This is a genomic window from Bradyrhizobium sp. B117, assembly GCF_038969555.1.
GTDB lineage: Bacteria > Pseudomonadota > Alphaproteobacteria > Rhizobiales > Xanthobacteraceae > Bradyrhizobium.
The window spans coordinates 7,181,627-7,195,598 of record NZ_CP152414.1 but is presented as its reverse complement, the minus strand read 5'-3'; the positions used below and the strand labels follow the sequence as shown (position 1 = coordinate 7,195,598).

At 64.8% G+C, this 13,972-nt stretch carries 12 protein-coding genes; 6 read left to right on the top strand and 6 right to left on the bottom strand.

Features of this window, described 5'->3' with window-relative positions; genetic code table 11:
• Positions 1 to 161 precede the first annotated feature (161 nt).
• Positions 162 to 1,106, top strand: a complete 945-nt coding sequence (locus AAFG16_RS34810) for a DMT family transporter (protein WP_283087038.1) — start codon at positions 162 to 164, stop codon at positions 1,104 to 1,106.
• A gap of 60 nt (positions 1,107 to 1,166) precedes the next feature.
• Positions 1,167 to 2,246, top strand: a complete 1,080-nt coding sequence (locus tag AAFG16_RS34805; protein WP_342732614.1) for a zinc-binding dehydrogenase — start codon at positions 1,167 to 1,169, stop codon at positions 2,244 to 2,246.
• Here AAFG16_RS34805 and AAFG16_RS34800 read toward each other — a convergent pair.
• The 3 genes from AAFG16_RS34800 to AAFG16_RS34790 all read right to left on the bottom strand — a co-directional run bounded on the left by AAFG16_RS34800 (position 2,224) and on the right by AAFG16_RS34790 (position 5,268).
• Positions 2,224 to 3,633, bottom strand: coding sequence for a TAXI family TRAP transporter solute-binding subunit (locus AAFG16_RS34800; protein WP_342732612.1), 1,410 nt, complete (start codon positions 3,631 to 3,633; stop codon positions 2,224 to 2,226). The two genes, AAFG16_RS34805 and AAFG16_RS34800, sit on opposite strands and share 23 nt — an antisense overlap.
• A gap of 46 nt (positions 3,634 to 3,679) precedes the next feature.
• Positions 3,680 to 4,600, bottom strand: coding sequence for a polyphosphate kinase 2 (ppk2, locus tag AAFG16_RS34795; RefSeq protein ID WP_283080954.1), 921 nt, complete (start codon positions 4,598 to 4,600; stop codon positions 3,680 to 3,682).
• A 206-nt stretch (positions 4,601 to 4,806) separates the two neighbouring features.
• Positions 4,807 to 5,268: an Lrp/AsnC family transcriptional regulator gene (locus tag AAFG16_RS34790; protein WP_027558508.1), complete on the bottom strand. Its 462-nt coding sequence runs from the start codon at positions 5,266 to 5,268 to the stop codon at positions 4,807 to 4,809.
• Positions 5,269 to 5,402: 134 nt separating this feature from the next.
• Between AAFG16_RS34790 and AAFG16_RS34785 the strand changes: the two genes are divergently transcribed.
• Complete coding sequence (locus AAFG16_RS34785) at positions 5,403 to 7,766, top strand: transketolase (protein WP_342732608.1); 2,364 nt, start codon at positions 5,403 to 5,405, stop codon at positions 7,764 to 7,766.
• Positions 7,767 to 8,062: 296 nt separating this feature from the next.
• Positions 8,063 to 9,493 carry an aldehyde dehydrogenase family protein gene (locus AAFG16_RS34780; protein WP_342732606.1) on the top strand — a complete coding sequence of 477 codons (1,431 nt, stop codon included), beginning with the start codon at positions 8,063 to 8,065 and terminating at the stop codon, positions 9,491 to 9,493.
• A 275-nt stretch (positions 9,494 to 9,768) separates the two neighbouring features.
• Here the strand turns inward: AAFG16_RS34780 and AAFG16_RS34775 are convergent, their stop codons facing one another.
• Positions 9,769 to 10,746: an SMP-30/gluconolactonase/LRE family protein gene (locus tag AAFG16_RS34775; protein ID WP_342732604.1), complete on the bottom strand. Its 978-nt coding sequence runs from the start codon at positions 10,744 to 10,746 to the stop codon at positions 9,769 to 9,771.
• Positions 10,747 to 10,835: 89 nt separating this feature from the next.
• Here AAFG16_RS34775 and AAFG16_RS34770 point away from each other — a divergent pair, with 89 nt between their 5' ends.
• Positions 10,836 to 11,660, top strand: a complete 825-nt coding sequence (locus AAFG16_RS34770; RefSeq protein ID WP_342732602.1) for an NAD(P)-dependent oxidoreductase — start codon at positions 10,836 to 10,838, stop codon at positions 11,658 to 11,660.
• Between the two features lie 65 nt (positions 11,661 to 11,725).
• Here AAFG16_RS34770 and AAFG16_RS34765 read toward each other — a convergent pair whose 3' ends face one another.
• The gene (locus AAFG16_RS34765) at positions 11,726 to 12,556 is read right to left on the bottom strand and encodes an ion transporter (protein WP_342732600.1); all 831 of its coding nucleotides are present in this window, start codon (positions 12,554 to 12,556) and stop codon (positions 11,726 to 11,728) included.
• A gap of 31 nt (positions 12,557 to 12,587) precedes the next feature.
• Entirely contained in the window at positions 12,588 to 13,493 is a 906-nt protein-coding gene (locus AAFG16_RS34760) for a transglutaminase family protein (RefSeq protein ID WP_342732598.1), read from the bottom strand.
• Positions 13,494 to 13,686: 193 nt separating this feature from the next.
• Between AAFG16_RS34760 and AAFG16_RS34755 the strand changes: the two genes are divergently transcribed.
• A complete protein-coding gene (locus tag AAFG16_RS34755) occupies positions 13,687 to 13,950 on the top strand; it encodes a GlsB/YeaQ/YmgE family stress response membrane protein (protein WP_283080946.1) in 264 nt (87 codons plus the stop codon).
• Positions 13,951 to 13,972: the final 22 nt, after the last annotated feature.

Below are 13,972 nucleotides of genomic sequence, written 5' to 3'. Positions count from 1 at the left end.
ATTGACGCGCGCGGACGTGAGCGCATATCGGCATCCTGTTTTCGGAAGTTGTGAAAGCGGCGCTTTTGTCGTTTTTTATGATCGTTCCCGAATCGTCGTTTTCCCAGGTTCCAGCCGTGACCCCGCCGCCCGCCGCAGCCGCAAGGCTCGACAGTATTCCCATGCCTTCCGTGCCCGAGAAGAAGCAGGAGGCTCGCCGCGCGCCTGCGCGCGTCGATCATCCCTTCAAGGGCATTGCGCTGGTGCTGCTGTCGACGGTGTTTCTCGGCTGCTCCGACGTCACCTCGAAGTATCTGTCGTCGAGCCTGCCTTCGATCGAGATCACCTGGATCCGCTTCGTCACGTTCGCGCTGATGTTCCTGCCGGTGATGCTGCCGGGTTCGCCGCTCCATGCGATGCGGACCGAGCGATTGGGCTTGCAGATCATGCGCGGCACGGCGCTGCTCGGCTCCTCGCTCTTCTTCATCACCGGCGTGAGTTACCTTCCCATTGCGGAAGCTTCCGCGACCGGATTCGTTTCGCCGCTGTTCGTCACCGCGCTGTCGATCATCTTCCTGAGCGAGAAGGTCGGCATGCGCCGCTGGATCGCGACCGCGATCGGCCTGATGGGCGTGATGATCATCATTCGCCCGGGCTCGGCTGCTTTCCATGTCGCGGCGTTCTTTCCGATCGTCTCGGCGTTCTGCTGGGCTGCCGCGCTGATCATGACCCGCATGATGAGCGGGCGCGAGGCGGTTCTCACCACGATGGCCTATTCCGCGCTCACGGGTGTTGCCATCATGTCCGTGATGGTGCCGTTCGCCTGGGTGACGCCCAGCTGGACCGCGATTGGTCTCGGCATCGTCGTCGGCGTTGCCTCCACCGTGGGGCAGTGGATCGTCGTGCTCGCCTACCGTTATGGCGATGCCTCGGTGTTGGCGCCGTTCTCCTACACGCAATTGCTCTGGGTCAGCATTCTCGGCTTCTTCATCTTCGGTGAGCTGCCGGATATCTGGACGATCACTGGTGCCGCCTTCATCGTCGCCAGCGGTCTCTATATCGCCCATCGCGAGCGCATCCGCCGCGCCCAGCTCCTGGTGCTGGAAGAGCGTTCCCCGAACCCCTGACGCAAGTCCGCGTACCCTGATACGTGCTATCAACGGCTCCAACGACAGGGGAGGAGCCGGATGCGTGCTGCGATTTTCAGGAACGGTGAGATTGTCGTCGGCCAGATGGCGGAGCCGACGCCCGGTCCCGGCCAGGTGCTGGTCAGGACGCTCGCCTGCGGCATCTGCGGCTCCGATTTGCACGCCCGCCAGCACGCGCCACGAATGGTGGAGATGGCGAAGAAAACCGGGCTAACGCCGATGGATCTGTCGCGCGATGTCGTGTTCGGCCACGAGTTCTGCTGCGAGATCGTCGACTACGGCCCCGGCACCGAACGTCGGCTCAAGCCGGGCACGCACGTCTGCTCGCTGCCCGCGCTGCTGACAGCGGAGGGCATCAAGGGCATCGGCTATTCCAACGACTTCAGCGGCGGCTATGCGGAGAGAATGATCTTGAGCGAGCCGCTCCTGCTCGAAGTGCCCAACGGTCTTGCGCCGGAACATGCGGCGCTGACCGAGCCGCTCGCGGTCGGTGTCCACGCCGCGGCGAAGGCGAATATCGGGGGCGACGAAGTGCCCCTCGTGATCGGTTGCGGCCCGGTCGGGCTCGCGGTGATCGCGGCGCTGAAGATCAAGGGCCTGCATCCGATCGTCGCCGCCGACTATTCGCCGGCCCGCCGGGCGCTCGCCGCAAAGCTCGGTGCGGACGTCGTGGTCGATCCCAGGGTGTCGCAGCCTTATGCGACCTGGGCCGAGCACGCCCAGATGTCGGACACCGAGAAGGCGGCGCGGCCGCCGTTCCAGGCCATGCTGCCGGCGCTCAAGCCTGCGATCATCTTCGAATGCGTCGGCGTGCCCGGCTTGCTCCAGCAGGTGTTCGAAGGCGCACCGCGCGATGCGCGCATCGTCGTGGTCGGCGTCTGCATGGAGGCCGACAGAAACGAGCCCATGCTCGGCATCATGAAGGAGCTGAGCGTCCAGTACGTGCTCGGCTACACACCGGACGAGTTCGCAGCGTCGCTGCGCCTGATCGCGGAGGGGCAGGTGGATGCCGCGGCGATGGTGACGGCGGAGGTCGGTATCGACGGCGTCGCCAAGGCGTTTGCCGACCTCGCCAATCCCGAGGCGCATACCAAGATCATCGTGCAGCCGTGGAGATAGGCACCGGCTGAAGCGCGCCGCCGCCCGGCTTTGCGGGCGCCTCCGCGATCACGGCGCGGCGGTCGACGATCGCCTGGTGGAACTGCGCCAGCACCAGACCGAAGGCGGCGAGGTCGCCGTCCTCGATGGCGCCGTCCTCGTGACAGGCCAGCGTCTCGCGCAGGATCTCGTCGGCGGCGCCCTGCATGGCCGCAAGCTCGTCGAGCGAGGTCGCCTCGCGCACGCTGGAGATCGCCGTCAGCAGCCGGTCGCGATGCAGCGCGTTGAGGCTGCGCTCCTCGCGCCGGAGATAATGCCGCAGCCACGCGGCGACCGAGCCGAGACCGGAGAGCAGCAGCACCACGCCCCAGATGTAGTCGCTGTACTTGTCCATGAAGCTGCGCTCGTTGCCGTCGATATAGGCGGCAGCTCCGGGATGGGCCGGCAGCGCGGCGTCCTTGTCGGTGTCGGGCTTCTGGATATGGCTGGCGCCGGGCAAATCCTTCGCGAGCGACGGGCGGACCGCGAACAGCTCGCGGGTGAAGGCCGCGACCGTGTCCTCGGACAATGACGCGGGCGCGACGATCAGCTGGTTGACGGCGATGGTGTCGATCTTGTCGTCGGGCCGCTGCGGCGTCGTGGCAAACGCGCTCGCCGGAATCTCCTCGGACTCGTAGAGCGGATGCCGCTCGGCGATGGCGTCGGAGACGTCGACGGAGAGGAATTTGGGCTCGCCGCGCAGCCGCGCGGTCGTGGCGATCGTGCTGGCGATGACCTTGTCGTCGAGCGCGCCCACCATCATGAAGGCGTCGAGCGCGACATCCTGGGTCATCTCGGAGATGCGGTCGGTGCCGAACTGGGTGATCGTCACCTTCTGCGGATTGACGCCGGACTCGGCCAGGATGACGCGCAGCAGGTCGGGATTGGCATCGCCGAGGCCGACGACGCCGACGCGGCGTCCGCTGAGCGATGCGATCTCCGTGACTTTGGACCGGGCTGCGCCCTTGCGCCCCGTCGGCGCCCACAGCACCACGAAATTCCGCCGCAGGATCGCGACCGAATTGGTCTCGGGCGGCATCGCGAGATCGCCGCGCGCCACCGCAAGGTCCGCCTTGCCGATGCCGAGCAGATTGAGACTTTGCAGCGTGCCGTCGGTCTCGATCGGGACAAGGCGTATCGCGCCGCCCTTGGTCTCTAACGCCTTCGCCAGCCCCGCGATAAGCGTCTGGTCGTCGCTGCCGGCAGGTCCCACGGCGATGCGCAGCGTGGCCGGCTGCCAGGCCCAATAAGACAGCGCGAGCGCAACCGTCAGCACCGACAGCGCGCTCGCCAGCGCGAGCCACGGGCTGAGGCGATTACGGCGGCGGGTCGAGTCCCTGGTCACGCTCAGATCGCTCAGCACGGGCATCGCGCTGTCCTCGTCCGGGCTGGCCTGCCGCTAGCGGCAGGCGCCGTCAGTATTTCGCCGGCACGTACATCTCCGGCGGAATCGGGCCGCGGTGATAGTCGGGATTGCGCACGCGCTCCGGCAGCACCACCGGCACGTGCGCCACTTCCTGGTATGGGATCTGGCTGAGCAGATGCGAGATACAGTTGAGCCGGGCGCGCTTCTTGTCCACGGCATCGACGATCCACCACGGAGAGTCCGGCAGATGCGTGTGCTCCAGCATGGTCTCCTTGGCCTTGGTGTAGGCCTCCCAACGGGTGCGGGCTTCGACGTCCATCGGGCTCAGCTTCCATTGCTTCAGCGGGTCGCGGATGCGCATGGTGAAGCGGAACTGCTGCGTGTCGTCGGTGATCGAGAACCAGTATTTGACCAGGATGATGCCGGAGCGGATCAGCATTCGCTCGAACTCCGGCACGGTCTTGAAGAACTCCTGGTACTGCTCGTCGGTGCAGAAGCCCATCACGCGTTCGACGCCAGCGCGGTTGTACCAGCTGCGGTCGAACAGCACGATCTCGCCGCCGGCCGGCAGGTGGGACACGTAGCGCTGGAAGTACCACTGCGTGCGCTCGCGCTCGCTCGGGGCGGGAAGCGCCGCGACGCGGCAGATGCGGGGATTGAGGCGCTGGGTGATGCGCTTGATGACGCCGCCCTTGCCGGCGGAATCGCGGCCCTCGAACAGCACCACGACCTTCTTCTTCTCGCTGTGCACCCAGTCCTGGAGCTTGACCAGCTCGCCCTGGAGCCGCAGCAGCTCCCGGAAATAGAGCTTGCGGTCGACCGTCGGGTTCAGCGCGTCGGTCTCGTCCAGGAGCTCGTCGAGACGGGCATCATCCATCTCCATCTCCAGCTCCTCGTCGAGATCGTCGGCCATCTCCTGAATGATGCGCTCGCGCTTGGCGGTTTCGGAGGTGCGGTCGGATGCAGTCATGGTTGCGGTTCTCGGGTGGGGACGGTTGTCAAATGACCATCGGTGCCCTTTGTTTCATCCATGTGACAACGTCGCCTTTTGCTGCTTCGGAATTGCCCGGAGCCGCTCCTCCACCGTCATTGCGAGCGCAGCGAAGCAATCCAGCATCCGTCCGCGGAGGCAGTCTGGATTGCTTCGTCGCAAGGGCTCCTCGCAATGACAGTCTGTCACACCGGCAGCGCGATCGAATATTTCACCTGGCTGAGCGCAAAGCTGGACTCGATCGAGGCGATGCCGTCGAGCCGGGTCAGCTTGGTCTTGAGGAACGTCTCGTAGGAGGCGAGGTCGGCCGCCACCACCCGCAGCAGGTAGTCGCGGTTGCCGGTCATCAGATAGCACTCCAGCACCTCGTCCCATTTCGAGATGGCGCGGGCGAAGCGGTTGAGGTCCTCCTCCTTCTGCCGGGCCAGCTTGATCGAGATGAATACGCTGACATGCAGCCCCAGCGCCTTCTGGTCCACGGTCGCGATATAGCGCGAGATGACGCCGCGTTCCTCCAAGAGCTTGACCCGGCGGTGGCAGGGCGAGACCGAGAGCCCGACCTTGTCGGCAAGCTCCTGCATGGTCAGCCGGCTGTCGGTCTGCAGCAGCGCGAGGATCTTGCGGTCGATGGCGTCGAGGTCGGGCATTGGGATGAAACCTGCTTCTGGAGGTGATTGATTGGTAAAATATCCCAATATCGTCGGGTATGGCGCGAAAAATTGAGAAGTTTGGCGCCGCCCCCAGGCGTATCATGAGGGACTGATGTTCGGGAGCATTGCCTATGCCCGTTGATTCCGCCCGTCTCGACATGTTGACCGCCCTCAGCCGCAAGGCGCTGTGGCTGTCGTCATGGACCATCCACCACGCCAACCACATCCGCCCAAATGCAGACGGCCTCAAGGTCGGCGGCCACCAGGCTTCATCCGCCTCGCTCGCGACCATCATGTCGGCGCTGTACTTTAGTGTGCTGCGCCCCGAGGACCGCGTCGCGGTGAAGCCGCATGCGAGCCCGGTATTCCACGCCATCCAGTACCTGTTCGGCCGGCAGAGCCGCGAGAAGCTGGAGAATTTCCGCGGCTTCAAGGGCGCGCAGTCCTATCCCTCGCGCACCAAGGACGTCGACGACGTCGATTTCTCCACCGGCTCGGTCGGCCTCGGCGTCGCGCAGACGCTGTTCTCCTCGCTGGTGCAGGACTACGTCAAGGCGCATGGCTGGGCGAAGGATCGCCGCGAGGGGCGGATGATTGCCCTCGTCGGCGACGCCGAGATGGACGAAGGCAATATCTGGGAGGCGCTCGCCGAGGGCTGGAAGCACGGCCTGCGCAACACATGGTGGGTGGTCGACTATAACCGCCAGTCGCTCGACGCCGTCGTGCGCGAAGGGCTCTGGGAAAAGTTCGAGACCATGTTCCGCAATTTCGGCTGGGACGTCGTCATCGTCAAATACGGCCGGCTGATGCGCGAAGCTTTCGCCGAGCCCGGCGGCGAGGCGCTGAAGCGCTGGATCGACAATTGCCCGAACGCGCTCTACGCCGCGCTGTGCTTCCAGGGCGGCGGCGCCTTCCGCAAGCACCTGCATGACGAGATCGGCGACCAGGGGCCGATCACCAAGCTGATCGACAGGCGCAGCGACGAGGAGCTGCTGGCGCTGATGTCGAACCTCGGCGGCCACGACATGGCGAGCATGCTCGAGGCGTTCGAATCCATCGATCACGACCGCCCGGTCTGCTTCATCGCCTACACCATCAAGGGCGTCGGCCTGCCGTTCCAGGGCCACAAGGACAACCATGCCGGCCTGATGACGGTCGCGCAGATGGAGAAATATCGCGAGAGCCAGAACATCCGTCCGGGCCATGAGTGGGACAAGTACGAGGGCCTGACGCAAGACGCGGCCGAGCTCGATGCGTTCCTGGCGCGCGTGCCGTTCAACCAGGATGGCCGAAGGCTCACCGCGCCTGCAGTCGAGGTGCCCGCGCAGCTCGCCTTCAAGCCGTCGCCGCAGATGTCGACCCAGCAGGGCTTTGGCCTCGTGCTGAACGAGATCGCGCGCGGCGACAGCGAGCTCGCCAGCCGCATCGTCACGACCTCGCCCGACGTGACCGTCTCGACCAATCTCGGCCCCTGGGTGAACCGCCGCGGCCTGTTCGCGCGCGCGGAGAAGGCGGACTTATTCCGCAGCGAGAAAATTCCATCCACCTTCAACTGGGACTTCTCACCGAAGGGCCAGCATCTCGAGCTCGGGATTGCCGAGATGAACCTGTTCATCATGCTCTCGGCGCTCGGCCTGTCGCACCAGATCAACGGCGAGCGGCTGCTGCCGGTCGGCACGCTCTACGATCCCTTCATCGAGCGCGGCCTCGATGCGTTGAACTATGCCTGCTACCAGGATGCGCGCTTCATGGTGGTGGCGACGCCCTCGGGCATCACGCTCGCGCCGGAAGGCGGTGCGCACCAGTCGATCGCAACGCCCTTGATCGGCATGGCGCAGGATGGGCTCGCCTCGTTCGAGCCGGCCTTCGTCGACGAGCTCGCCGTGATCATGGCTTTCGGATTCCAGCACATGCAGCGGGAGCCGGGCGAGGGCGGCTCGGTGTATTTGCGGCTCTCGACGCGCAGCATCGAGCAGGCGCAGCGCATCATGACGCCGGAGCTTCAACAGGGCATCACCGATGGCGCCTATTGGCTGCGCAAGCCGGGCCCGAATGCCGAGGTCGTGATCGCCTATACCGGCGCGGTCGCCCCTGAGGCGATCGAGGCCACCGGCTTCATCGGCGAGAGCCGGCGCGACATCGGTTTGCTTGCGATCACGTCGGCCGACCGTCTCCATGCGGGTTGGACCGCCGCGCGAAAATTGCGGCGCGACCGGCGCGGCGTGCAGCATCTCAGCCACATCGAAAAGCTGCTGGCGCCGCTGCCGCGCGACTGCGGCATCGTGACCGTGATCGACGGCCATCCGTCCGCGCTCGGCTGGCTCGGCAGCGTCCGCGGCCATCGCGTCGAGGCGCTCGGCGTCGAGCAGTTCGGCCAGACCGGCAGCATCGCCGACCTCTATTGCCACTACGGCATCGACGCGAATGCGATCATCGATGCGGCCGAAAGCCTCACCACCGGCGCGCCGGTGCTACATCGGAAGATGGCGGTGTAGTCAAGGTAACCGTCGACATGGGCCCCGGCTTAGCAGCGCACCGCTAGGGAGCGCTGCGCTGCATCCGGGGCACGAGAGCTGTTTCGACTCGTTCCAGTCTCGTGTCCCGGACGCGGCGCGACATGAAATGTCGCGACGCTGAGCCGGGACCCACGCTTGCCTCGGGCACGTCCATCACCCTATATCCCTCCGTCCGCCGCAACGCTGGCCCCGCATATGGCGGGTTCAACTGCCGGCGCTTTCGTGCAAGGATGCCTGCCGAAACGCCCCCTCCAAGCTCCCAAGAAGAGGTCAAAATGGTCAATCGCATGCAATTCTACATCGACGGCGCCTGGGTCGATCCCGCCGTCAAGAAGTCCACCGCCGTGGTCAATCCCGCGACGGAAGAGGCGATGTACGAGGTTGCGCTGGGCTCCAAGGCTGACGTGGACAAGGCGGTTGCCGCCGCCAAGCGCGCCTTCGCAACCTTCTCCCAGACCAGCCGTGAAGAGCGCGTCGCGCTGCTCACCAAAGTGATCGAAATCTACAAGGGCCGCCTCAAGGAGATTGGCGCCGCCGTCTCCGACGAGATGGGCGCGCCGCTGCCGATGGCCGAAAAGCTCCAGGCCGGCGCCGGTCTCGGCCATCTCATGACCACGCTCGACGTGCTCAAGAACTATCATTTCGAGGAACCGGTCGGCACCGCCATGGTGCTGCGTGAGCCGATCGGCGTGGTCGGCATGATCACGCCCTGGAACTGGCCGCTCAACCAGATCGCCTGCAAGGTCGCGCCTGCGCTTGCCGCCGGCTGCACCATGATCCTGAAGCCGTCGGAGTTCACCCCGACCTCGGCGCTGATCTTCGCGGAAATCCTCCATGAAGCCGGTGTGCCGAAGGGCGTGTTCAACCTCGTCAACGGCCTCGGCCCCGAGGTCGGCGCCGCCATGAGCGAGCATCCCGACATCGACATGATCTCCTTCACCGGCTCGACCCGCGCCGGCATCGACGTTGCCAAGCGCGCCGCGCCGACCGTGAAGCGCGTCAGCCAGGAGCTCGGTGGCAAGTCGCCGAACGTCATCCTCGAAGGCGCCGACCTCACGAAGGCGGTGACCGGCGGCGTGATGCACATGTTCAACAACTCCGGCCAGTCCTGCAACGCGCCCTCGCGCATGATCGTGCCGCTCTCGAAGATGAAGGAAGTCGCCGCGATCGCGAAGGCCGTCGCCGACAAGACCAAGGCGGGTGATCCGCGCGGCGAAGGCACCACCATTGGTCCGGTCGTCAACCGCGGCCAGTGGGACAAGATCCAGGCGCTGATCAAGAAGGGCATCGACGAGGGCGCAACGCTCGTCGCCGGTGGCCCGGGCCTGCCCGAAGGCGTCAACAAGGGCTTCTATGTCCGTCCGACCATCTTCGCCGACGTCACCCCCGAGATGACGATCGCCCGCGAGGAAATCTTCGGACCGGTGCTGACCATCCTCGGCGCCAAGGACGAAGCCGACGCCGTGCAGATCGCCAACGACACGCCGTATGGCCTTGCCGGCTACGTCTCGGGCGCGACGGTCGAGGACGCCAAGCGCGTCGGCCGCCAGATCCGCGCCGGCAACGTCAACCTCCAGGGCGTGCCCAACGACCGCACCGCTCCGTTCGGCGGCTACAAGCAGTCCGGCAACGGCCGCGAGTGGGGCAAGTACGGCCTCGAGGATTTCCTCGAGGTGAAGGCGGTGGCCGGCTTCAACGCGGCGTAAGTTTTAGCGCGTGAAAAGAATGACGCCGGAGCGGGCAACCGCTCCGGCGTTTTTCTTTTCGCTCCGTCGTCATTGCGAGGAGCGCGAGCGACGAAGCAATCCAGAATCTTGCCGCGGAGGCAGTCTGGATTGCTTCGCTTCGCTCGCAATGACGGAAGACAGTGCCGTAGCGTGGGCAAAGGAGCGTAGCGACGTGCCCACCACTGCGCGACGAACGAGAGATGGTGGGCACACTTCGCTTTGCCCACCCTACGGGACCGTCGCTTGCCGAGTGCCTATCCCCCCATCGCCCCCTGCGTGTTCACATACAGCGCGTAGATCGACTGGCTCGCCGCCATGAACAGGCGGTTGCGCTTGACGCCGCCGAAGCAGACGTTCGCACAGCGCTCGGGCAACGCGATGCGGCCTATCATGACGCCGTCGGGCGCGAACACCACGACGCCGTCGAGCTCGGGATCGCCCATGCCCCAGCCGCACCAGAGATTGCCGTCGATGTCGCAGCGCATGCCGTCGGGCGTGCCAGGCCCCGCATCGATATGGACGCGCTTGTTGGAAATCGCAGTGCCCTCAGGCGAAACGTCATAGGCATGGATCTTGCGGTTCGGCACGCCGCGCGATTCCACGACATACAAAATCTTCTCGTCCGGCGAGAAGCACAGCCCGTTCGGACCGAGCACGCCTTCGGCGACAATGGTCGCCTTGCCGGTTGCGGGGTCGAGCCGATAGACGTTCGGCTCGATCTCGCTCTCGGCCTTGTAGCCCTCGTAATTGCCGAGCAGGCCGAAGGTCGGATCGGTGAACCAGATCGAGCCGTCCGATTTAACAACGACATCGTTCGGCGAGTTCAACCGCTTGCCGTTGAATTGATCCATCAGCACCGTGATGGTGCCGTCATATTCGGTTCGGGTCACACGGCGCCCGCCATGCTCGCAGGTGACGAGCCGGCCCTGGCGGTCGCGCGTATTGCCGTTCGCGAAGTTGGAGGGCTTTCGGAACACCGAAACCGCGCCGGTCTCCTCCTCCCATTTGATGATGCGCTGGTTCGGGATGTCGCTGCACAAGAGATAGCGCCCGTCGCCGAACCACACCGGCCCTTCGGCCCAGCGCAGGCCGGTCGCGAGCCGCTCCACCGCCGACAGTTTCAGCCAGTATTTTTCGAAACGGGGATCAAGGGCGTGAATGGCCGGATCGGGGTAATAGGTCGCCGGCCGCCAGCCTGGCCGCTCCTGGGTGTGGGACGATGCCTCATTCATGTCGGTTCTCTCGTTTCGTTCCCTCTGGACAATCCTGCTATCATTAGAGACATGTGACCGCAAATCGGTCACCACAGGCGAGGGACAACATGCCGCGTATTTTGATGACGGGAGCTTCGGGCGGAATCGGCACGAGCCTGCGAAAACTGCTGCCGCCGATCTATCCAGATCTCCTGCTCTCCGACATCAAGCCGCCCGCCGATCTTGGCGCGAGCGAGAAGTTCAAGGCGGCCGATCTTGCCGATCTCGCGCAGTGCGAGGCGATCTGCGAGGGCGTCGACGGCATCATCCATTTCGGCGGCTATTCGGTCGAAGGCACCTGGGACCAGATCCTCCAGGCCAACATCATCGGCGGCTACAATCTGTTCGAGGCGGCCTACCGCAAGGGCGTCAAGCGCGTGGTGTTCGCCTCGTCGAACCATGCCGTCGGCTTCTATCCGCGCCACCACAAGATCGGCACCGACGTCACCCCGCGCCCCGACGGCCGCTATGGCGTCAGCAAGGTGTTCGGCGAGGCGGTCGGCGCGCTCTATGCCGACAAGCATGGGCTGAAGGTGACGTGCCTGCGCATCGGCAATTTCGGCGACATGCCGCTCGACCAGCGCCGGCTCTCGATCTGGCTCAAGCCCGACGACCTCGTGCAGCTCTGCCGCATCGGGCTCGAACATCCGGACATCCATTTCGAGGTCTTCTACGGCGCTTCGCTGAACGAGCGCGCCTGGTGGGACAACCACCGCGCCTACGAGTTCGGCTATCGCCCCACGGGGCGCGCGGAGGATTTCCGCGAGCACGCGATGGCCGAGCAGGCCAAGCTGAAGCCGGATCCGGTCGGCGATTATTTCCAGGGCGGCACGTTCTGCAGCATGGAGTTCGACGCCGACCCGAGCCGGATCATCGATTGGAATAAGCGGTAGAACATGATGGGCCCCTCGCTCCCGCTGCGGGGTGAGGGGAAGCCCTTCGTGGCACGGGCTGCAGCCTAGTCCGCACCCTCGTCGGGAATGTTCAATATCGTCCCGCACGCCTTGCAATGCACCGCGTCGACGTCATGGCGCTGGAGGGCACAGACCGGGCAGGGAAAGCGCACCTTGGAGGGCGCGAGCAGGGCTTTGGCGAGATTCAGGAACAGGGTCACGCCGAAGATCATGATGACGACGGTGATCAGGCGCCCGACGGTGCCGGGCAAGGTGATGTCGCCGAAGCCGGTCGTGGTCAGTGCGGTGACCGTGAAGTAGAGCGCGTCGGCATAATTGGCGATCTGGTGGTTATGGGATTTCTGGGTCTCATAGACGATCCCCGTCATCACGAAGATGAACACGCCCAGGTTCGCGACCGCGAAGACGACTTCCTCGTTTCGGCGGAAGAAGGCGCTGTCGACCCGGAGCCGCGCCACCATCTGATAGTCGCGCAGCAGCCGCAGCGTTCGAAATGCGCGTAGGAAGCCGCCGGCTTCTCCGGCGAGCGGCGCCAGGAAGGAAATGATCACGACGATGTCGGTCCAGGTGGAAAGTCGCGCGAGGTCATGCAGCGGCTGACGGCTGATGATCATCCGTGCCGAGAAGTCAGCAAGGATCAGGACACCGAACACGACATCGAGCGACTCGATCACCCTGTTGCGCGGCAGGAACGACGTCGCAATGATGAACAGGACCGTGACGATGTCGAGCGCGAGCAAAGCGTAACGGAATCTGATGCAGCCGAACGTGTCGCCTTCGTAGAGTTGCCTGATCCGGTCTTTCAGGCCCTCAAACGGGGCGGCGACGGCGCCGAGCGGCCCGTGTTCCTTCGTGTTGTTGCGAACAAACACCATGGTCAGCGACCGCCGCGCCTGTGCCGGTAGTCTATCCTTCCGAAGGATCGAGCACTTCGCCGATCTTGTGAACGGCGACATTGATCGACATGCCCAGATAGTCGCCGGGATCGCCGAACCACGAGCCGGCCAGCGGCACGGCCTGGCCCGGATGCCGCGCAATCGCGACCGGGATGAGATCGAAGCCGGCGCTCAGGCTGTTGGTTGGATCGTAGTCCAGCCAGCCGGCACCAGGCAGAAACACCTGCACCCATGCGTGGGTCGCGCCGGAGCCGGTCATGCCCACGGCGCCGCCGTCGAGCGCGGCGTCATAGAGATAACCGCTGACGAAGCGCGCAGCAAAGCCGAGCCTGCGCAACGTCTCGATCATCAACCAGGCGAAATCCCGGCACGTCCCCGATCTCGTGCGCAGTGTCTCGCCAGGGGACTGGGTGCCTTCCGCATCTCGCCCACGATAGCTGAACTCGCTGCGAAACATCCCAAGTATTCGTCGCAGCACGTCGGCGGTCCGGTCCTGATCGCCGGCAACGAAGCTCTTGGTCCAGGCCGCATGGCTGCCGTCCGGATCGTCGGCGTGCGGACGCAGATAGCCCGCAAGGTCGGTCCACTCGTCCGGCGTATACTGCACGGGGACTTCCTCGGCCCGGGGCTCCAGCGGAAACGATTCCAGGCCCTTGATGCCGAAATAGATGCCGCGAACCTTGAAGGTGAATGTCAGCTCGCTGCCGGGCTCGCTGAACTCCATCACCGTGACGGCATTGGAGCGGGAATCAGTGACCCAATGGACCTTCGACGGCACGTTGGTCGAAGCGGACCAGCGAAGCAGCCGGGTCGAGGCGCCGCGCCGCGGCAGGAACATGGCCCGATGCGTGCCGAACGTCACCGGCTTGGCATAGCGGTAGGTCGTGGTGTGCGTGATCTCGCCGATGATCGCCATGCACTGATCCGCGTCGCGCAGTGGAGCGCGTTGAGCACCTTTCCGCGCAAGAAAGCGCAGGTACCAGCTTTCGGTCTGGTCGCGTCTGTCCATTGATCTAGATCAACGTCGCTCCAGGGATCGTCTGGCCCATCAAGCGATCAGGCATTCGTTTCAGACGTTGATCTGCAAACTGACCGATTGGAGCGATCGAATGGGTATCATTTGGACGATCATCATCGGATTCATCGTTGGCGTTGTCGCGAAGTTCATCATGCCCGGCGACAAATCCGAGCCCAAGGGGTTCATTTTGACGACGATCCTGGGGGTTGTCGGCGCGTTCGTCGCGACCTGGCTCGGCCAGGCCGTGGGATGGTATAAGTTCGGGGAGGGTGCCGGCTTCATCGGAAGCGTGGTCGGTGCCATCATCCTCCTGTTTCTGTACGGGCTCGTCATGGGTCGTCAGGGGCGCGCCTGATCGATCCACTTGATCGGCTGAG